The following is a 19,324-nucleotide window of genomic DNA, read 5'->3' as shown; positions in this document are numbered from 1 at the left end:
CTCTTTAATTTGCCTTGATTTAATTATTTTAATCCTTAAGAAACTAGCTTTAACCCTTATAAACATACATATCAGCTATTTATCAATGACTAATGTTTAATCAAACAGCCTCTCGATATTGCTGAATACTGATTAGCACTTCTCATCAATGCTGAGAAGCTTTCATTATCACAGATGTTGCTCAGCTGGTCGAGTCAGGTTAATACGAACTGTAACATTATATTGCCGAATCTAAAAACTGACTATTATAAAGCTCTGCATAAAAGCCATTTCTGTTCATCAGCACCTGATGTGTTCCTGTTTCTACTAACGCACCTTGATTCATTACAACAATATTATCTGCATCTCGAATGGTTGACAAGCGATGTGCTACTACAAAACTTGTTCTATTCTTTAACAGCTTTTTCATTGCCTGCTGAATAAGAATTTCAGTTCTTGTGTCTACACTTGAAGTTGCTTCATCGAGTATAAGCACTTCCGGATTTGCAAGAAATGCTCGGGCAATTGTAATCAGCTGCCGTTGCCCTTGGGAAATGTTACTCGCCTCTTCATTTAAAATTGTCTGATATCCTTCAGGGAGCATGTGGACAAACTCATCTACGTATGCAGCTTTAGCTGCTTGAAAAATCTCCTCCTCGGATGCCTGATTATTGCCATATTTAATATTGTCATAAATAGTTCCTGTAAAAAGCCATGTTTCCTGAAGCACCATAGAAAATTTTGAACGTAGCTCATCTCTATCAAAGTCTCTAATGTCGACTCCTTCATATTTTATACTTCCACCCGAGATATCATAGAATCGCTCCAGCAAATTGATTAATGTCGTTTTTCCAGCTCCAGTAGGTCCCACAATGGCAATCATTTCACCCTGAGTCACATCCAGACTAAAATCCTTCATTAATAATTCACTAGGTGTATAGCCAAATGCTACATGGCTGAATTGGACCTTATAAGAACCATTTTCCACTCCCAAAAGACCAGATGGTTTATCTTCCATCTCTTCCTCATCAAAAATCTCGAATATCCGTTCAGCTGAAGCAATCGTTGATTGAACCATGCTTATTAAACTTGCTATCTGCGTAAGCGGCTGCGAAAACTGATTTGTATATTGTAAAAATGCCTGGACATTACCAAGACTAAGATCGCCGCTCGCAACCTTAATTCCACCAAAAACAGCTACAAAAACGTATCCCAAATTTTTGGTAAAATTCATCAACGGCATAATAATCGCCGAAACAAACTGCGCCTTCCAGCCAAATTGATAGAGCTTTTCATTTTCAACATTAAAAGCTTCAAGATTGGCTCTCTCATGATTAAAACTCTTGACGATAAGATGAGCACCATAATTTTCTTCTACCTGATTGTTCAATAATCCAAGTGTTTTCTGTTGTCCAGTAAAGTTTTTCTGTGATCTCGGCACAATAATCATTATAATAATTAAACTCATTGGAATTGTCGCAAGAGCAATCAAAGTTAATTGCCAGCTAATCGTCAGCATCATGAATAATATACCGATAAATGTTACTGTATTTGTAATCAGCTGAGTCAGATTTTGTTGAAACATTCCCGCGATGTTGTCCATATCATTAATCGCTCGAGACATAAGATCTCCATTGCTGTGATTGTCGTAATAGGATATAGGCAGTCTATCCATTTTGCATTTTAGTTCCTGCCTCATTTCAGCGACCGTATGTTGAGAAACACGAGTCATGATAAACTGCTGCAAAAAATTAAATAAAGCTGAAGTAAAATACATTACCAATACTATTAAAATAATCGTACGTATCTTATTAAAATCAATTGGCAGTGAAGTGATTGATTTTCCCTGCTGCATTTGAACAGCCCCCTCAGTCACTCCTTTGTATATTTCAGTCGTTGCACCACCTAAGATTTTAGGTATTTGTACTTGAACAATAACCGCTGTAACCGCTAGTATCCAAACAATTATAATCGGCACCAGCCGCTTATTCATATAGCGTATCAAACGAATAATTGTTCTTTTAAAATGCTTTGGTTTTTTATCAGCAAGATCAGACTTCACAGGTTTGTGTTTTTCTTCTGCAGAAACAGGTTGTTCTTTAGTCACATAGCTTCCCCCTCTCCCAATTGAGATTGGACGATTTCCCGATATGTTTCATTACTTCTGTATAATTCTTCATGTTTTCCTTTTCCTACAATTTTTCCTTCGTCCAAAACCAATATTTCGCTAGCATCCATAACAGTACTTACTCTTTGTGCAACAATTATAACAACTGCTTTGACGAGTTCCATTTTTAAAGCTGCGCGTAGCTTAGCATCTGTTTTAAAATCAAGTGCAGAAAATGAGTCATCAAATATGTAAATATCAGCAGGTTTAATCAATGCACGAGCAATTGCCAACCGTTGTTTTTGCCCACCTGAAAAATTATTTCCACCTTGTTCCACCCAAGTATCCAATCCATTGGTTAATTCAGAAACAAAACTATCTGCTTGTGCAACTCTTAAAGCTTTCCAAATCTCTTCGTCCGATGCCTTCGGATAACCATATTGCATATTTTCTCTTATTGTTCCAGAAAATAAAACAGATTTTTGGGGAACAAAACTGATTCGCTGTCTTAGCTCCTCCTGCGCTACGCTGCCTATATTCTGACCGTTAATACAGATCTCTCCTGATGTACTATCATAGAATCGAAGAGCTAAACTAACCAATGTAGTCTTACCTGAACCTGTTCCACCAATCACTGCCATTCTATTACCCGAAACTAATGAAAAGCTAATATCAGTCAATGCTGAATCTTCAGCTCCTTTGTAGCAGTAGTTCACATGGTCAAAGATTAATGAAACCTGACCTTGATTATCAGGAAATTTTTCTAGATTTTTTGAATCTAAAACAACATCTTCAGCTTCTAAAATCTCATTAATTCGTTCAGCGGAGGCCTGTGCTCGTGGAACCATGATAAAAATCATTGCTAGCATAATAAAGCTCATCAAGCTTTGCATGGCATACGTCATAAATGCAATTAAATTACCTACCTCTAATTTTTGCTGCGCAACATAATGAGCACCGAACCACATAATAAGAATACTGGTTATACTCATAATGATGGTCATCAATGGAATCATTATGCTAATTAATGTATTTACTTTGATAGCAGTCTCAGTATAGCCTCTGTTTGCCTCCTTAAATCGTTGTTCTTCATAGTCTGTTCTAACAAAAGAGCGAATAACTCTTACACCTGTCAATCCTTCGCGAAAAACTAGATTCAGACGATCCATTTTTCTCTGTACAGTTTTAAATAATGGTACCGCAAAATATAAAATAGTACCTACAAGCCCCCCCATAAGCGGAAGTACTATAAAGAAAATTTTTGTTAATTGAGGGTCCTTGTTATACGCCATTAAACTAGCACCGATTAGCATGATTGGTGCGTTAATCATTAAGCATAAAAATACCTGTACAACCATTTGAACTTGAGTTACATCATTAGTTGTTCGAGTAATTAATGATGCTGTTCCAAATTGGTCAAAGGCACTAACAGAAAGAGACTCTACCTTTTTGAAAATCTCCGATCGTAGATTTCTTCCAAGTTTCTGAGATTCCTTTATTGCAAAATATGTATTTCCCAAAGAAGCAATAATTCCAAATAAAGAAAAGCCAACCATCAGAAATCCCGTCTGCCATATATAATTGATGTTTCCTTTTGCCACGCCTTTATTGATTATATCTGATGTTAAAGTCGGCAAGTATAAATCAGCAAAAACCTGAATAATCATAAAAGCAATTGCCAAAATCGTTGGACCAAACGATAATTTTCTTATTATTTTTTTCATTTTCCCCCACTATTCTTTATTTATTGGTATAGAAAAAGAGCTTGGATCTATAAAATCCCAAGCTCTTTTATTAAAGGTTGGATTAAGAGAAAATTCCGATAATACCAGTTAACATAGTTAACAGACCAGACCAGCCTAAACCAATCCATGTAATAATTCCTGAAATCATGTTAGTACCTCCTACTTATATTTTATTTTAAAAGAGCTTGAGATTAAACAACCTCAAGCTCTTTGCTCAGGTTTGGATTAAGAGAAAATACCAATAACACCTGAAACCATTGTCCAAAAACCAGACCATCCTAGGCCAATCCAAGTAATAATTCCTGAAATCATAAGTGCACCTCCTTTTTACTTTCGTCACAGCGAAATTTTAGTGGTTTCCTAAAGTAGCCATAATTTGTTTCCATTTTTCTACCATATTGAAAGCATTCAACATCCAGTAATCAACAAATCCCACAGTAAATCCCCCTTTACATTCTTTTATATACTAAGCTAGAAAAATAATTACATAACTTATAACTACTTTCTAGTTAGTTCCATTTTTCAAATGTGCTCAAACTTATAAATCAAGCACAAAGTCATTTATAAGCGATTTTTTGACACTTAATATACACTTATTAAATAACTAAAGTTATTATATATTATAAAAAATATTTTTGCAACTCTTTTTTTACAATTAACAAAATTATTTTTATTTTTAAAAAGAAATAATGACTAAAAAACAAACTTAACAACTCCGATAATCTCTGAATGGTCTATTACCCCATAGTCACGACTATCATGGGTATAAGGTCGATTATCCCCCAACAAAAAGTATTTTCCTTCAGGTATTTTCACTTCCCCAATAATCTTAAGAAGTTGGAAATCAGCAGTATAAACACCGCCATTTCTTTTTGCTTCTTCTTTTTCAAATTGTAAAAATGGCTCTAACTTGCTTTCCCCATTTACAAATAATGTATCATTTTCATATTCTATTTTATCTCCAGGTACACCAACAACTCTTCGAATTTCAATTTTTCCGCTTTTCTTTCGTTTCAAGCAAACTAAATCTAAATGTTTAATCAAACTTTGCTTTGCAACAAATACATGATTTCCTACTTGTAGCGTGGGAAACATACTGTAATTATCAATTTTTTGTATACTAAATAAAAACAACGATAGAATATAGAGAAACAAACTAACAAGTGTCATTGTTACTCCAATCTCAATTAACAAATTTTTTATAAGAAATCTGATTTTTTGAGACTTCTTTCTTTTTTTTCGTTTCAATTTTTTTTTATTTAGACTTTTGAAATTTTTATGACGCTTTTTTTTTACTAATTCTTTTTTATGATTTGTTTTGATTTTTTTTTTTGATTTCTGACTATAAATTTTTTTTTCCTTATTTACCATATCTATTGCCTCAATCAAGTGCCTGCTTTCTCAAAGCTTCCTCATCAATTTTATAGAAGGTCATAACTTTTTTTTGGTAACGTTTCACTTTCTCAATATCTTGTTTGTACTCCTCAACTAATTCTGGATTCTCATAAAAGCTCCCTACAACACGGATCGCGTTCGCACCTAATTCTTGCATCATATTATAGTATTGATTAATCACCAGCTGTCCTTCAATGCTATTCACAATACTTGCCTTCTTAGTTCCGTAACTTGAAATCATGCTTGTTAAGTAACGTATATTAGCGTCCAATTTTTCTTTAGCTTCAACTCCTACTCCAGCTTCTTCCAATTGTGCTTCAAAATCGTTTAGTAGATAATAGCTTTTTACTATTGATTTAGAATCCTCTTCTGTAAGACTCATAGACTGATAGTACGAAATCCAAAATGCTCCACCAGCAGTTAATACGGCGCAAATCAGTGTCACTATCAATTTATTTCTAAAACTTTTTTTGTTTTTTTTAAGTTTCTTCTTTACTATTGCCAATCTTTTTCTTTTTTTCGGGTTTTTAACTCTTTTTCTTTGTAATCTTTTTATTTTTTTTCCAGTCTGAAGAAATAGAAATAACAGTACAAGGAAAATGAGTATAAGTAGAATTGCTAAGCATGTCATACTCATAAAAATAATTTGTAAGGTTATCATTCAATGTATCTCCCATTCCTTTACTATTTCCTGTTACTTTTTTTCCCCATTTCGTTTTCTTCTATTCTTTTTCCGTAATTGATGAACAACTAAAAATACTACAGCAGCTACCAGTATAATCCCCCCAATAATACTGATAATTAACAGCCAATCTAATCCAGTATCTTGCACAATTCCAACGTCATCTTGATTAAACTTATCTGCTTCTGATTTACTGATTGTAAATGTTTCTGTCCATTCCCATTTTTTACTTCCTGAAGTCGCAAGTATCTTGGCTTTATATTCACCAGGCTTCATTTGTTCGCCATTCATACTCACCGGAAACTCCATAAAAGAGTTAGGTGCCATCTTCATTGCTGATTTTTTTGCTTCAAACAATACTTCATCATTGTTACTTCCGCTGATTTGTACTTCCATCATCAAATCTTTCAAAAAAACAGGCGCAACATTAGAAACATTCACAGCAATAGCATTACGATAATTTGATTGACTTGCGGACACCTTATTCAAAACTAAATCTGGCTGAATTTCAACATTAGTTTCTTGAAGAACTAATGCAATAATATATGCATATCTATTAACAATGTTCGCTTTATTGCCAGTTGTATCTGTTTCATCCTCTTCTTTCTCAATTTGTTGAAGCTGGATTCCTCCCACTATGAGTCCATCATAGCTCACCTCGGGCATTGTAATAGTAAAATCAACTGGCATTTCTCCATTAGCAGGTAATGTAACTATCTCCTGAGCTTTCACAATATCTGTAAAATCATATTTTAAAGAGGGATCACTTTCAATTTCATTTGGTCCATACTCAACTACACCATTTGAATTAGTTTTTGCACCATTAAGATCCACTTTGATATCAATTTCTTTATCAGATAAGTTTCTTAAAATAATTTGAATGACTTGTTGTTTGCCCGGTTCAATCATCAAGTTAAAATAACCCGAATCATCTTGTTGGTTCTCCGGATATTTAATTTCGTAAACAAAACTTTGTGCTTCCAGCATTTCATTTGAAGTGGCGCTTTCTTCTCCGAATGCTTGCTGTTGGAACATCATCGTACCAAAGAACATAATAAAAAATAGAAATATGTATTGTTGTAGTCTTTTCATGTATTCCATCCTTTTTCAACAAACTAATAAGACAGCAACTCTTGTCGATTTTTTAGTATCCTTACATTCGACAACTATTGAATACCATGCTTAACTGTTGATTTAATTATATATTTTATTTCTTTTAAAGTAGTCAGGTTGGATAACTCCAACCTGACTTCAAAGTAAAAACTATGGAGTATACTCGATAGTCCAAGTGATTTCTGCTTCATAAACGCCTTTACTCAAAGCTTGTCCACCATCAAATTTAAGGAAGACTGAGTTATCTGCTTCACCTTTAAATGAGTCACCACGTTTATTTGTTTCTGTTTTATATTCATCTGATTGACCGAATTCTGCAGTCCACGTACCAATACCAACACTACCAGTAGATGCATTGTTATCAAATACAAGTTGTTTTCCACCAGCTTCTGACAAAGTGAAATTCAATACATCAGTAGTTGGCCAGTTGGCTAAATCTTGAGCAGAGTTCAGCAAACCATTAGTATATTCAATTTTTGCTTTATCAATTGTATCAGTAGAGCCTTTTAACGTGAAAGTTTTTGTCATGTTCGCATTAATTGTATACTTATGATTTGTCCCTGTTCTTTTATCTGTCCACTGTACCCAAGGACCACGTAAAACATCTCTTCCAGCTGCAGTTGGATTTGCAGGATCTGTTTGAGTTCCAGCAATCGATTCTGCTGGGATTACTTTTTCTCCTGGTGTTACATCCAATTTCCATTGACCAAAGTTTAAACGGGCAATCCGGTCAATAGTAATTGGTCCTTGATTTCCAGTTTCAGTTACATCATCTGGATCTTTAGGATCTACTTCTTTGTCTGGATCTTCCGGGTCAGGTTTACCATTAGAGTCAGTGTTTTCAATTACCTCCAAAACCCCAGTTCCCACTGCTGAATCTTCAGCCGCGTGAACTACTGTTCCTCCCGCTAAAGATACTGCCATTACTGCTGCCAAAGCTGTTGTACATAATAATCTTGTTTTCAAATTTTTTTCCTCCTAGATGTGTTTTCAAATTTATTTATGGTAACTCGGCTAATATCCAAGTTAACACCGTTTGATATTGTACCGGATAAAGCTTAGTGGTCATCGGTACGGATAAGGATACGGCTTTATTGCCATAAACCTGCTGATTTTCAAAGGCTGTATCTAAAACAGCACTACCATCTTCATTTGTCTTTGGAAATAAGGTATTCATTTGTCCATTTGAATTGTTCTCTGATGCACCAAATTCAATTGTCCAAGTACCTTTACCACTGCCGGGAGTCGCTACCGCTACGTTATACGTTATACCTATTTCATTTATTTCTATTGTATCTCGTGTTACTTCTGGTGCTTTTTCAGCTGAGAAAGGTGAATTAGCCCATCCATTGTCAAGACTAAACACTGCACCGCGTAATTCTTTTTCTTCTTGTTTTTGAATAACGTCATTCTGAAACTGATGTTCTTGTCTTACTTGTAAGGACCAGCCTTTAGAACCAGAGCGCTGATCTGTAATTTGTACATAGTTACCTCGAGCTGGTGTACCATCATGAAACAACTGTGCATTAACATGATACAAGCGTTCTTTTTCATAAGTAATTTTATTTCTACCAAGATTAAAAGCTGAAACAAAATCAAATCTTAAATCACCATCTGTAGAGGGACCTGGACCTGGATCAACCGGATTAATTGGAATTTCGGGATCAATTGGTTCTTTAGGAATATCTCCTATAACTTCGACTCTTCCATCTGTTTTTCCAATATTTTCTTCCGCTAGCGCTTCAAGTTTTCCTGTAGTTGCACTACTTAACAAGAGAAGGAATAGAAATGAACAATAATATATATTTTTAATAATCTTCATTAACTAGCCTTCCCCCCTTGTTTTTTTCTAACAAACAATAGTAAAGCCCCAACTAGCAGTAAGATTCCACTTATTCCAATGGAGCCTTGCACTAAATCTCCAGTATTTGGTAACTTTCCACTAGGCTTTGCTGTTTCAGCAACGATGACTTTAGAACTGCTGTCTTCTGTAGACATACTATTGCTACTACTACTGCTTTTTTGTTCATATTCATCTTCATAAAAAGTAATTACACTTTCTGTTGCCACCTGTCCACCATTGACAGCTTCTGCTGACACCTTCAACGGTATCAATAACAGAGCTGTCATAACTATGGAGGAAAGCGACAAAGCGACAAATTTATTCTTTTTTATCATTTTACTCTCCTCACTCGTTATGGTGTAGCAGACAATTTCCACAAAATTTCTCCCTGATAAATACCTAGCTGGGTTATTTCTACTGGAACTACATCAAGTTTTAACCCATCACCTTTTTCAGTTTTCTCCCATGTATCACTAACATTCCATGGAGCATCATCGGGATTTGTATGTTCCATAATTGGTTGATCTCCGCTGTTTAAAACAATCTCATTTCCGTTATAAACATATCGGATTGAATCTGTAAGCGTTGCTTTCTTATCAGTACTTTGCATGGGAGAAGTTAAAGCTGCTGTTAAAGTCCATCGTGTTCTTACTGCTCTTGTATCACGAACTATCAAGTCTTTATCGTATTCAGGATTATTGATTCGCATTGCCGTTGCATTAATATCCCGTTCATGAATTCCAAAATTAATAACACTTGGTGCTGACTTTAACTTCAGCATTCCACTAAACTTGTACTGAACTACGGTACCACCAGCATTTACTAATACAGATTGCTCATCTGATGGCCTGCTAATTAGTTTATAATCATCGTCTATAATATTTTGAATAGCAGTTGTTATTTCTTTTATTGTTTGTAAATTAACCGTTTCTCCCACCGTTTTATCGGATAGAATAATCTCATTATGAACAATGCTGTCATCTTCTTTCAAAAATTGGACAGTAATTGCCGCTAACGTTTGAGAATCAGTTATCATTACTTTAACAGGTACTTCGGTAATTACTCCTTGACTTGATGTCAAAACAACATAGACAGTTACTTCACCCGGAACAGAGGTGTCTGGTAATTTATTCTGATTAATACTCAGTTGTACTGGACCATCTAAGAGTTCATTTTCAGTATCGAGACGAATATTTTCTACAAGATTCTTCCTAATATCTTCTTCACCAAAGTTGCTGAAATCGGTATCTTTAGGATAAGAGATATTATCTCTTGGATCTGCATAAGGTACGCCATTATAACGAACACGTGATTTTGTTTGGCCTTCAATAATTTGAGATTCTAATTTTCCAGATAATGGACGTACTGGATTGTCGAATGTATAGTAGGCAACGGTTCGCACTCCGGCCATCTCAAAATTCGTCATATATCCGTTGTCGACTCCATTAGATTGATATCCGTATTCATCTTTGTTGTTTTCAAAATCAAATGTTGCATTTGGAACTGCCTCTACATGAATTTCATATACAGTTCCTTCAAATTCTTCAGAAGTAGAATTTTTTGCTGAAATAATTACCTTACTTCGGTCACCACCGTTATAGCTGATATTGAAACGACTTGCTAAATCTTTGTTGGTTGAATCACCATATTCAGTAATTTTTATTTTATTTAAATCAATATCATAATAGGATGGTACTTCAGTATTAATCTGAAAAGTTGTACTCCTATTTCTAACTGAATTTTTAGAAATTGTTTGTTGAATTGAATATTTTAGATTCAGATAATCTGGTTCTGTATGTGTAGCATCATTACTTTCCCCAAAAACAATTGGTACCGAAGGAGCTATTCGCATAATAGGTACTTGATCATACAGAATCCCCATTGTACTTAATCGGGTCAAACCAGAAGCTGCTTTTCTTTGCATATTCATTGGTAAATTTATCCCTTGAAATGTTTGAGATAATTTACTTACATCTTGATTTTGAGCTGTTCCAACCCCATACAATTCTACATAACCGTTATAATCAGAGTCAGCTTTTCGATTCATTTTAATTCCAAGAGTGGTTAAGCTCCGAACATAAAAATCTGAAAAATCATCCATCGATGCATGAGGAATTGACACAGCTTTCAAACCATTAATATTGTTATAGTTCCAAATACCTTTGAAATCGATTTGCTGAGATGTTTCATGATCATAAAATTCATAATGATAAGAAACATTATCTCCAACGTAATAAAGATCATCTGACATTCCAGTCGCCGAGACATGTGTACTCCCAAAGAATAAGAAGAACTCACCCCAATTGTCGAAATAGGTTGCATCTCCTGGAAGATTACTTGTGTTATTTTTATCTTCTGGTCCAACTGCTATGAAATTAAAATATGGATTGTGATCAGCAGGTGCATTAGTACTGAATGAAATGTCATCAATCACAAATTTTAAATCAATTGGCTTACCATTATATACAGCGGCATTCCGTATCAGTACACTCTGTTCAGTTTGGGTATTCTTACTAAACCGATGAATTTTTGTATTTACTGTTTCATTTGGAATAATCACTTTAGATGCATCATCTCCAACAACCTCATATGTGACGTCATCAGTTAATTTAAAATACGTTCCATATTCTCCTGGCAACTCAATTACGTTACCGTGTTGATCAGTTCCATTAAGAGTAACAATATTTATTTTAGGTGTATTCGTATCATCTATATCTAGATATCCGGCTGGTGCTGCACCAACAGAGCTTATAGAAAGAAAATACACTAAACTGATTGTGATTAAACCAAGAACAATACATAGGTTTCTAATTTTTAAAAGATTGATTCCAGTTTTAATACTTACACCTCCCTACTTTTGTGAATCTTCAACATTTCTTAACCATAAAACACCACACACATACTTAAAAAGTTTTTTATTTAAAAGCTTCCGCCTTTTAATGAAATTTTTCCATAAATCTCTGGTCTAAACTGTTGTGATAAATCTCCAGTAACTGAAATCATTTGGCTATCATAAACTTTTCCGAAACTTACAAAATAGTTTTCAGCTTGAAAGACTCCCATAGAATTTTCAAGGTAATCTCCCCCTGTTTGACTCCATACTTCTATATTTTGCATTGCCACACCTTTTATTGATGTATTTAAAGAATAAAATAATTTAGAACCAATTTTTCTATTTTTAATTTCAAAATTTTCAGCCTGCAATAAATTAAACTGTGTTCCTCTAGCACTTTCAATAACAGCTTTTGTGCTGTTACCCGTAACTACTAATGAACCTCTAGGATTGATATTAATTGATGTGTTGCTACTTTGAAGCTTCATTGCTGCTTGATTTCCAGCACCTTGCCCATTAATTGAAACTTTACTTTTCTCTCCAATTGTAAAAATAGGATTTATAGTCGCATAGTCAGTTCTTGAAGCAAATTGAAACGCAACACCAGCAGCATCAATATTTAATTTTGCATCTTCTTCAACATCAATTTGTGTTACTTTACCTTGAAATGCTGGTCGAGAATAATTATTGGTATTTAAACCTACACCAATATTTACATTTGCTTTTTTTCCAACAATTATTGTTCCAACGGCTTTTCCACTAACTGATTTCCCATTAAAGTCAAATGCTGGAGATTGATAATTGTTTTTGGTTGCAGCCAGTCCTGTATATGTTGAATCTGCTTCAAATTTCAAATGACGAGCAGTAGCATTTTCATACAAAGTAGTAATTCTATTTTCTCCACTAAATGTCAAATTCCCATTACTTACGTTTACAAATCGAACGCCATCATAAATGACATCTTCAACTAACACATTCCAGCCGTCAGTAGCTTCAAAAAAACGTCCTGAGGTACTGTGTCCAACAATTTCTGCATTTTTTATTGTAAAATTATTAGTACCACTATAATTAGTTTTAGCTTGAATTCCATAAGGTCCTGAGATAATTACTACACCATTATCATCACTACCGTTGATTACAACATCTCTATTAGGAATTCCAGTAATATTTTTAGTAAAAGATATACTGTTTTTTAATACAATAGAATTGATACTAGCATCCTTCAATGCTGTTTCAAATTGTGAAATTGTTGAAACTGTAGCCTCTCCAGAAGATGCTTCTGCTACTACAGACATCCCATTATTTCCAAATAGAACTAATTCTGCCGCCGTTAAGGTCAGCATTCCTAAAACCACTATCAAACTATTTTTCAGAAAACTCATTTTTTTCAATTTCTTTCCTCCAATTTTATTAAAGTAGATAAGTTGTTTGAAACTAGATTTAAATCATCACCTCACTCGAAATTATCCAGTTTCACAACTAACAAAAGTTATATTCAATCTCTACACCTCCTTTTAAAGAGTTGACTCAACTATAAGCTTGTAACCTAGTGACCTTACAGTTTCAATATATTTTCTATTTCGAGTATTTTTTTCTAATTTTTTTCTTAATCTGAATATCACATAACTGACTCGATACTTTTGCATTGAAGCCTCCTCAGACCAGATATGTTTATAAATTTCTTCATAAGTCACTACTTCTTCAGAGCGATCATATAAAAAGCAAATTACATTGTATTCCATTCTAGTTAGTTCAATTTCTTCACCTGTTTCAAGAATAATACTTCTATTCTCTGGGAAAAGACGCAATCTATTATTAGTTTTTTGGATGGTATCCTCTACTTCATTATTAGAAAAAGTTTTTTTAGCATTATATTCTGAAAAATTTTTAGAGATAAGATAAAACTCGTTAAAATAATCTTCAGAATCAATAACCCCAATCGCACCTAACCTAAGATACAATAACCTAAATGTATTATCGATTTTTTCAGAAGAGATAACCCATAAAAGTACATTCAAATTCTGCTTGATTTCAATTATTTGCTGACATATTTGACCAATATTATCAATATGATTCCCTTCTACCAAAACAATATCTAACTTATTCTCCCAATCTTTGGGATTACCTAGTTCATCATTAATATTGTATAGCTTGTACATTTCATCATTCCAAAGACGGGAAACATAATCATTTTGGTTTTCATCTAGTAAAAGGTACCCTACCCGAATTTGAATTTGTGACATTACATTCCTCCTGACTTATATAGCTATATTCATATTACTCAACAAAAACGTATTACTACGTTATAATAAGAAAAACAGATATAAATTGTTGTAATGTTATTTTCGATTATTTTTCTGTGTTAATTTTCTTATATTCTAGTATTATAAGAAAATATCGTTTTAGCATTGATATATCTACGTTTTCAAAATAAATGACTGCTTTTCTACGGCGGAAATTTTTATTTCTAATTTTTTGAGCATAAAAAAACAGTCTTAAAAATTTTATTTAAGACTGCTTTCTTGTTGTATTCTACTGTATATATCCATTTGTTTTAAAACTCCTGTTTAAGTAAGCTTCTAATAAAATTTCATGGTATTAACGTATTTCTTTTTTACTATTTTAACCTCCTTCTAGCATTTTATCTAAATTAGAGATAACTTGTGTTCTACTTTCCCATAAAGAATCTGCATAAATATCTAAAGTCATTTTAGTTGATGAATGACCTAATAGCTTACTCACAGTAGCAATATCGGCTCCTTTCTCAATGCATCTAGTCGCAAAAGTATGTCTTAAAGAATGAAATTTAATATTATCTAATCCTTCTTCTTCCAATAATTTTTTAAAACGATAATTTATTACTCTCGGTTCGGCAAAGCCGTCTTTACATGAAATCACATAGTCAGAAATTGACAGTTTCTTTTTCTTTAGTAAATACTTTCTTAAATTTGTAGCCAAAGGGATACTCCGTTCAGATGTTTTTGTTTTTGGTGAACTCATAATTATTTGAGTCTTTCCTCTTTCATCTAATGAAGAAATCCTTGTGAGTGTTCTCCTAACACAGAGTAAATTTCTTTCAAAATCAATGTCTTCCCACCTTAAACCACTTATTTCACCAATTCTCATTCCTGTGTATAGCGCAATGATAGCTGCCGAACATTCCGTTTCAAATAGTGCTCTTTTTTCAATTCTTCTTTGCTGTTCAATGCTTAGAGCATTAATGTTTGTATATTCTTTCTTTTTAATAGTAATGTCTTCACACGGATTTTTTACTATATAGCTTTCTTTTACAGCTTGATTTAATGCACTTTTCAACACAAGACAAATTACATTTATAGAACGAGAAGACAATCCTAAGTTTTCTAATTGAAATATGAATTCTTGTATATGTGTACTAGTTAGATTTATTAATTTTTTGGAACCAAGAACAGGAAATATATATTTCTCCATTCTTGTTTTATAAGTGGAATAAGTAGATATTTTTATTTTTCCATTCATAAATTTTGCTAACCAATAACTCATCCATTGCTCTACTGTGCCATCGTACAATGTTAAATTACTGTAATTTCCAATATACTGTACTCTTAATTCTGCTAAACGATTTTTTACAATAGTATATTTTTTCCCATAAACATATCCATAAGTAATCTTTCCATGTTCATTTCTTGCCTTAATATATCTTCCTTCCCAACGTCCGTCTTTTCTCTTATAAATATTTTCTCCACGTCTACTCATAGATCAACACTCTTTCTAAAATAGAATGACGGTTTTATTGACGGCTTAAAATTAAGATATAATATCATAACATCACTCCTTTAAATTTATTACGTATTTTAAAACCTTTGATTATTTAAAAGTGCTAAATAATCAATACTAACTAATGAATAAAATTTGAATAAATACTAATTTGCTTAACTAAATCCTATTTCTTATAAATTCTGTTAATAATTTTATCTACATTTTTCCATTTCAATACAAGTGTTTTAGGAAAAATATCGAAAATGAATAAATTTGATATAGACTATTCACTTTTTTTGAGTTAAACTATTTATAGACAGTAAAGATATCACGTCTTTTAAATAATTATTTCTCTTAATTTTCTTAAATTACTAGAATATAAGAAAATTTATTTTATTCTTTTGACAAAAATAAAATCAAGAACATAAAATAAATTTTATCATATTAACTAAATTAATAATACTTTTTTTTATAAGTTGGAAAAATTTTACCCTCTATTTTCCCAGCTGTTAAATTCCCCTCCTTACCTTACTTATTTCCTCCTTCATTTCTAAATACGCATTCAACCCATTTTTATATTAAACTATTAAAAATTTCCTTAGATTACTTCATTTAATCTTTCTTACTATCACTAATTACTAAATAAAACACAAAAATGATTTATAATTCTAATATTTATTTCAAAGAACATTTTTTTACTGTTTAATCAAAGTCTGAAGAAGTCAAACATACAAAGATATTTCTCTAAACTACGCTACATTACTTATTCACTTTTTTTAAAGTTACCCTTCTTTTTTTAGATTCTTCCTTCCTAATAATTAAATCAATTTCTATAAAACTAAATAAGTCAGTCTTTACAAATTTTTTTTATAATGACTTACATTTTATCAATTTAAAGATATTGAAGTATAAAAAAACACCATAATCTAGAAATTTTCTAAATCGTGGTGTTTTTAGGCTTTATACCTTTTGATATTAGTAATCCACCAATATCTTTTCTATTTTATCTAACGCAATAGAAAAGACAGCCTATCAAAAAAATGTTGAATCCTCTAAACCAAAATATTACTTTTAAGGAAATATGTTTAATAAAAGACAAAATTTTCTACGCTATCGTAGAAAATTCTCTTATTCTCCTCAAGAATGTGTTTATTACAAGATTGGTTCTGCTTCGAATCTAATACATTTTTGGGATGAGAATCGTACGGTTGTTAATGAATCATGTTTCCGAATATCGGATGTATCTTGAACTGAAAAAACAACGCTTCAAGTGTAAGGCCTGTCAACGAACCTTTGTCACTCTCCTAAATTAAAATACCTCTATAACCGAGATTCTCTCTCAAAGAAACCTTGTCTACTTCTTTCTCATAACGTGTGACGAAACAATTCTATCATCCGATAGATCTGTTTCGAACACATCTGTCCAAAGTGTTGTGATTTAATGAATTTAATCTGTCCGCAGTATTAGCCTTAACATGATTTTTACTACGATGGATGGTGAACCCCATCATCTATTGGATATCATTAAGAATCCAGAACTGCTTTTTTTAAATATTATTTCAGCTGATTCTCAAGAGAAAATTACGAAACTGTGCAATTTATCTTAATCGATATGTATACACCTCATGTTTCACTGGTCAAAAGCTATTTTCCAATGCCCAACCTATTATTGACCGTTTCTACATTGTCCAGCACATTAGAAAAGCGTTTCGCAACCAGCGAATGAAGAAAAACGCCTTCGATTACTTCCAAAGCAAAGAGTCGAAACTGCGCAGTATGGTGAAACTAATGAAGCAATACAGGAAAGACAAAAGCAGGTTGAACGATGAAAGTCGTCTTTGTGTCCTGGTTTCAAGGCTTACTTAACAGAAGCTAAGGTTGTAAATTGCTTGATTCATGTTTCCTTTGAACTACAAATGGGCTATCAACTATAGTAAGCTCTGTTTTATGCAATAAAGAAACACAATCAATGATACTTTGAAAAATTGCTTGTTTTTAATCGATACTTCTAGAAAAATATTGAACTATTTTAAAGACGTTTCGAACGTTTCTACTGCAATTTAAGGGTGCTCTTCAGTCTCCCTACTCAAATGAACCAGTAGAATTTCTGAACAATCCTATCAAGAAATGCGTATAGATTTCGCAGCCTTTACAACTTCAGACGGCGAATCATGATTCACTGTGGCAATGCTTTGTTTATAAACTAAAAAAGCAAAAATTGTTTCCTCTGTATTTTTGTGCGAATACCAAATGATACTTACATTTCCATACAGTGTGTGATAAACTTTTGTTAACCTTTTTCATAAAGGTACCTCCTAAACTTTTTGATGTGGTGGTCGGGAAACCAACTTCATCTTACCAGTTTAGGAGGCTTTTTTACTACCACGCTGCAAGCTCTCTGGAATCTCTAGCATAGCTAGGGGTTTTCAGAACATACAAAAAAACAAGACTGATTAGTCTTGTTTTTAGAGAAATACCGGCGGCCGGGGTCGAACCGGCACGCCCTCGCGGGCACTGGATTTTGAGTCCAGCGCGTCTGCCAATTCCGCCACGCCGGCATAAAATTAATTATTGCAAGGCGGTAACCGGATTTGAACCGGTGATGAAGGTTTTGCAGACCTCTGCCTTACCACTTGGCTATACCGCCATAATTAAACTGGGGTAGCTGGATTCGAACCAACGAGTGACGGAGTCAAAGTCCGTTGCCTTACCGCTTGGCTATACCCCAATTACCTAAAATACCTTAATAAAGGTAAGGGCGAACGACGGGAATCGAACCCGCGAGTGCCGGAGCCACAATCCGGTGCGTTAACCACTTCGCCACGATCGCCATAAAAAATATTTAAAATAAAAATAATGGCAGGGGTAGCAGGAATTGAACCCACACTAACGGTTTTGGAGACCGCTGTTCTACCTTTAAACTATACCCCTAAATGGAGGAAAGTGGATTCGAACCACTGAACCCTAAGGAACGGATTTACAGTCCGTCGCGTTTAGCCACTTCGCTATTCCTCCATAATGGCGTGAGACAGAATCGAACTGCCGACACACGGAGCTTCAATCCGTTGCTCTACCAACTGAGCTACCACGCCAATAAAAAATTTATAAAACTAACGGTTCCGACGGGAATCGAACCCGCGATCTCCTGCGTGACAGGCAGGCATGTTAACCCCTACACCACGGAACCAACCAATGGAGGTTAACGGGATCGAACCGCTGACCCCCTGCTTGTAAGGCAGGTGCTCTCCCAGCTGAGCTAAACCTCCAAAACCAATCAAAAAATGACCCGTACGGGACTCGAACCCGTGTTACCGCCGTGAAAGGGCGGTGTCTTAACCACTTGACCAACGGGCCAAACAAAAAACGGAGAGTAAGGGATTCGAACCCTTGAGACAGTGTTTACCGTCTACATGATTTCCAATCATGCTCCTTCGGCCTCTCGGACAACTCTCCAGAGTTAAAAAGAAGCACTCACAATTACTCTACTTTAATTTCCTAAACAGGAACTCCGGCAGTAGGACTCGAACCTACGACATCATGATTAACAGTCATGCGCTACTACCAACTGAGCTATGCCGGAATAATCGCGCGGCGGCGTCCTACTCTCACAAAGGGAAACCCTTCACTACAATCGGCGCTAAGAAGCTTAACTTCTGTGTTCGGCATGGGAACAGGTGTATCCTTCTCGCTATCGCCACCACACTGGTGCTGCATAGTATTTAATTGAGTGATTTGCTCACTCAAAACTGGATAGATCAATCATCTTCAACACAGTCATTCCGAAAAACATTTTCTTACTCTTCCAATTCTTTGGTTAAGTCCTCGACCGATTAGTATTGGTCCGCTCCAACCATCACTGGCCTTCCACTTCCAACCTATCTACCTGATC

Annotated in this window: 12 protein-coding genes, 12 tRNA genes, 1 rRNA gene and 2 pseudogenes; 1 reads left to right on the top strand and 26 read right to left on the bottom strand. The window is 34.2% G+C overall.

Annotated elements, in window-relative coordinates; genetic code table 11:
- Positions 1-217 precede the first annotated feature (217 nt).
- The 12 genes from ACYSNQ_RS07710 to ACYSNQ_RS07655 form a co-directional block, all read right to left on the bottom strand.
- On the bottom strand, positions 218-2,041 hold the full coding sequence (locus ACYSNQ_RS07710) for an ABC transporter ATP-binding protein (RefSeq protein WP_426082491.1): 1,824 nt from the start codon (positions 2,039-2,041) through the stop codon (positions 218-220).
- Between the two features lie 41 nt (positions 2,042-2,082).
- Positions 2,083-3,810 carry an ABC transporter ATP-binding protein gene (locus tag ACYSNQ_RS07705; protein WP_426082317.1) on the bottom strand — a complete coding sequence of 576 codons (1,728 nt, stop codon included), beginning with the start codon at positions 3,808-3,810 and terminating at the stop codon, positions 2,083-2,085.
- 714 nt (positions 3,811-4,524) lie between these two features.
- Positions 4,525-5,202, bottom strand: coding sequence for a signal peptidase I (gene lepB, locus ACYSNQ_RS07700; protein WP_426082316.1), 678 nt, complete (start codon positions 5,200-5,202; stop codon positions 4,525-4,527).
- Between the two features lie 10 nt (positions 5,203-5,212).
- Entirely contained in the window at positions 5,213-5,887 is a 675-nt protein-coding gene (locus ACYSNQ_RS07695) for a hypothetical protein (protein WP_426082315.1), read from the bottom strand.
- Between the two features lie 33 nt (positions 5,888-5,920).
- Complete coding sequence (locus ACYSNQ_RS07690) at positions 5,921-7,000, bottom strand: DUF916 and DUF3324 domain-containing protein (RefSeq protein WP_426082314.1); 1,080 nt, start codon at positions 6,998-7,000, stop codon at positions 5,921-5,923.
- A 171-nt stretch (positions 7,001-7,171) separates the two neighbouring features.
- Positions 7,172-7,987, bottom strand: a complete 816-nt coding sequence (locus tag ACYSNQ_RS07685) for a WxL domain-containing protein (RefSeq protein WP_426082313.1) — start codon at positions 7,985-7,987, stop codon at positions 7,172-7,174.
- A 34-nt stretch (positions 7,988-8,021) separates the two neighbouring features.
- Positions 8,022-8,843 carry a WxL domain-containing protein gene (locus ACYSNQ_RS07680; RefSeq protein ID WP_426082312.1) on the bottom strand — a complete coding sequence of 274 codons (822 nt, stop codon included), beginning with the start codon at positions 8,841-8,843 and terminating at the stop codon, positions 8,022-8,024.
- Entirely contained in the window at positions 8,843-9,199 is a 357-nt protein-coding gene (locus tag ACYSNQ_RS07675) for an LPXTG cell wall anchor domain-containing protein (RefSeq protein WP_426082311.1), read from the bottom strand. The genes ACYSNQ_RS07680 and ACYSNQ_RS07675 overlap by 1 nt, the downstream gene beginning before the upstream one ends.
- 17 nt (positions 9,200-9,216) lie before the next feature.
- Positions 9,217-11,631: a hypothetical protein gene (locus ACYSNQ_RS07670; RefSeq protein ID WP_426082310.1), complete on the bottom strand. Its 2,415-nt coding sequence runs from the start codon at positions 11,629-11,631 to the stop codon at positions 9,217-9,219.
- Between the two features lie 152 nt (positions 11,632-11,783).
- Positions 11,784-13,079 carry a pectate lyase-like adhesive domain-containing protein gene (locus tag ACYSNQ_RS07665; RefSeq protein WP_426082490.1) on the bottom strand — a complete coding sequence of 432 codons (1,296 nt, stop codon included), beginning with the start codon at positions 13,077-13,079 and terminating at the stop codon, positions 11,784-11,786.
- 132 nt (positions 13,080-13,211) lie between these two features.
- Complete coding sequence (locus ACYSNQ_RS07660) at positions 13,212-13,940, bottom strand: winged helix-turn-helix domain-containing protein (RefSeq protein WP_426082309.1); 729 nt, start codon at positions 13,938-13,940, stop codon at positions 13,212-13,214.
- 379 nt (positions 13,941-14,319) lie between these two features.
- Entirely contained in the window at positions 14,320-15,432 is a 1,113-nt protein-coding gene (locus tag ACYSNQ_RS07655) for a tyrosine-type recombinase/integrase (RefSeq protein WP_426082308.1), read from the bottom strand.
- A 1,043-nt stretch (positions 15,433-16,475) separates the two neighbouring features.
- Here ACYSNQ_RS07655 and ACYSNQ_RS07650 point away from each other — a divergent pair.
- Positions 16,476-17,642: pseudogene (locus ACYSNQ_RS07650) on the top strand (transposase).
- A gap of 19 nt (positions 17,643-17,661) precedes the next feature.
- Here ACYSNQ_RS07650 and ACYSNQ_RS07645 read toward each other — a convergent pair.
- From ACYSNQ_RS07645 to rrf, 14 genes and pseudogenes are all read right to left on the bottom strand, one after another.
- Positions 17,662-17,739, bottom strand: a pseudogene (locus tag ACYSNQ_RS07645) (IS200/IS605 family transposase); the annotation flags it as partial.
- Between the two features lie 170 nt (positions 17,740-17,909).
- Positions 17,910-17,993, bottom strand: a tRNA-Leu gene (locus tag ACYSNQ_RS07640).
- Positions 17,994-18,011: 18 nt separating this feature from the next.
- Positions 18,012-18,082, bottom strand: a tRNA-Cys gene (locus ACYSNQ_RS07635).
- Between the two features lie 9 nt (positions 18,083-18,091).
- A tRNA-Gln gene (locus ACYSNQ_RS07630) sits at positions 18,092-18,163 on the bottom strand.
- Between the two features lie 29 nt (positions 18,164-18,192).
- Positions 18,193-18,265, bottom strand: a tRNA-His gene (locus ACYSNQ_RS07625).
- A gap of 27 nt (positions 18,266-18,292) precedes the next feature.
- Positions 18,293-18,366, bottom strand: a tRNA-Trp gene (locus tag ACYSNQ_RS07620).
- 3 nt (positions 18,367-18,369) lie between these two features.
- Positions 18,370-18,450: transfer RNA gene (locus ACYSNQ_RS07615), tRNA-Tyr, on the bottom strand.
- 4 nt (positions 18,451-18,454) lie between these two features.
- Positions 18,455-18,527 (bottom strand) — tRNA-Phe (locus ACYSNQ_RS07610).
- 22 nt (positions 18,528-18,549) lie between these two features.
- A tRNA-Asp gene (locus tag ACYSNQ_RS07605) sits at positions 18,550-18,622 on the bottom strand.
- Between the two features lie 6 nt (positions 18,623-18,628).
- A tRNA-Val gene (locus ACYSNQ_RS07600) sits at positions 18,629-18,701 on the bottom strand.
- Between the two features lie 16 nt (positions 18,702-18,717).
- Positions 18,718-18,789: transfer RNA gene (locus ACYSNQ_RS07595), tRNA-Glu, on the bottom strand.
- Between the two features lie 10 nt (positions 18,790-18,799).
- Positions 18,800-18,888 (bottom strand) — tRNA-Ser (locus ACYSNQ_RS07590).
- 53 nt (positions 18,889-18,941) lie between these two features.
- A tRNA-Asn gene (locus tag ACYSNQ_RS07585) sits at positions 18,942-19,015 on the bottom strand.
- Between the two features lie 6 nt (positions 19,016-19,021).
- Positions 19,022-19,137 (bottom strand): 5S ribosomal RNA (gene rrf, locus ACYSNQ_RS07580).
- Positions 19,138-19,324: the final 187 nt, after the last annotated feature.

This window comes from Enterococcus sp. LJL51 (genome assembly GCF_054871795.1).
This window is presented reverse-complemented; position numbering and strand designations above follow the sequence as displayed.

Excerpts from the sequence above, each read along its gene's own strand:
- ACYSNQ_RS07705 (WP_426082317.1), bottom strand. The coding sequence starts at position 3,810 with ATGAAAAAAATAATAAGAAAATTATCGTTTGGTCCAACGATTTTGGCA.
- lepB (WP_426082316.1), bottom strand. The coding sequence starts at position 5,202 with ATGGTAAATAAGGAAAAAAAAATTTATAGTCAGAAATCAAAAAAAAAA.
- ACYSNQ_RS07695 (WP_426082315.1), bottom strand. The coding sequence starts at position 5,887 with ATGATAACCTTACAAATTATTTTTATGAGTATGACATGCTTAGCAATT.
- ACYSNQ_RS07690 (WP_426082314.1), bottom strand. The coding sequence starts at position 7,000 with ATGAAAAGACTACAACAATACATATTTCTATTTTTTATTATGTTCTTT.
- ACYSNQ_RS07680 (WP_426082312.1), bottom strand. The coding sequence starts at position 8,843 with ATGAAGATTATTAAAAATATATATTATTGTTCATTTCTATTCCTTCTC.
- ACYSNQ_RS07675 (WP_426082311.1), bottom strand. The coding sequence starts at position 9,199 with ATGATAAAAAAGAATAAATTTGTCGCTTTGTCGCTTTCCTCCATAGTT.
- ACYSNQ_RS07665 (WP_426082490.1), bottom strand. The coding sequence starts at position 13,079 with ATGAGTTTTCTGAAAAATAGTTTGATAGTGGTTTTAGGAATGCTGACC.
- ACYSNQ_RS07660 (WP_426082309.1), bottom strand. The coding sequence starts at position 13,940 with ATGTCACAAATTCAAATTCGGGTAGGGTACCTTTTACTAGATGAAAAC.
- ACYSNQ_RS07655 (WP_426082308.1), bottom strand. The coding sequence starts at position 15,432 with ATGAGTAGACGTGGAGAAAATATTTATAAGAGAAAAGACGGACGTTGG.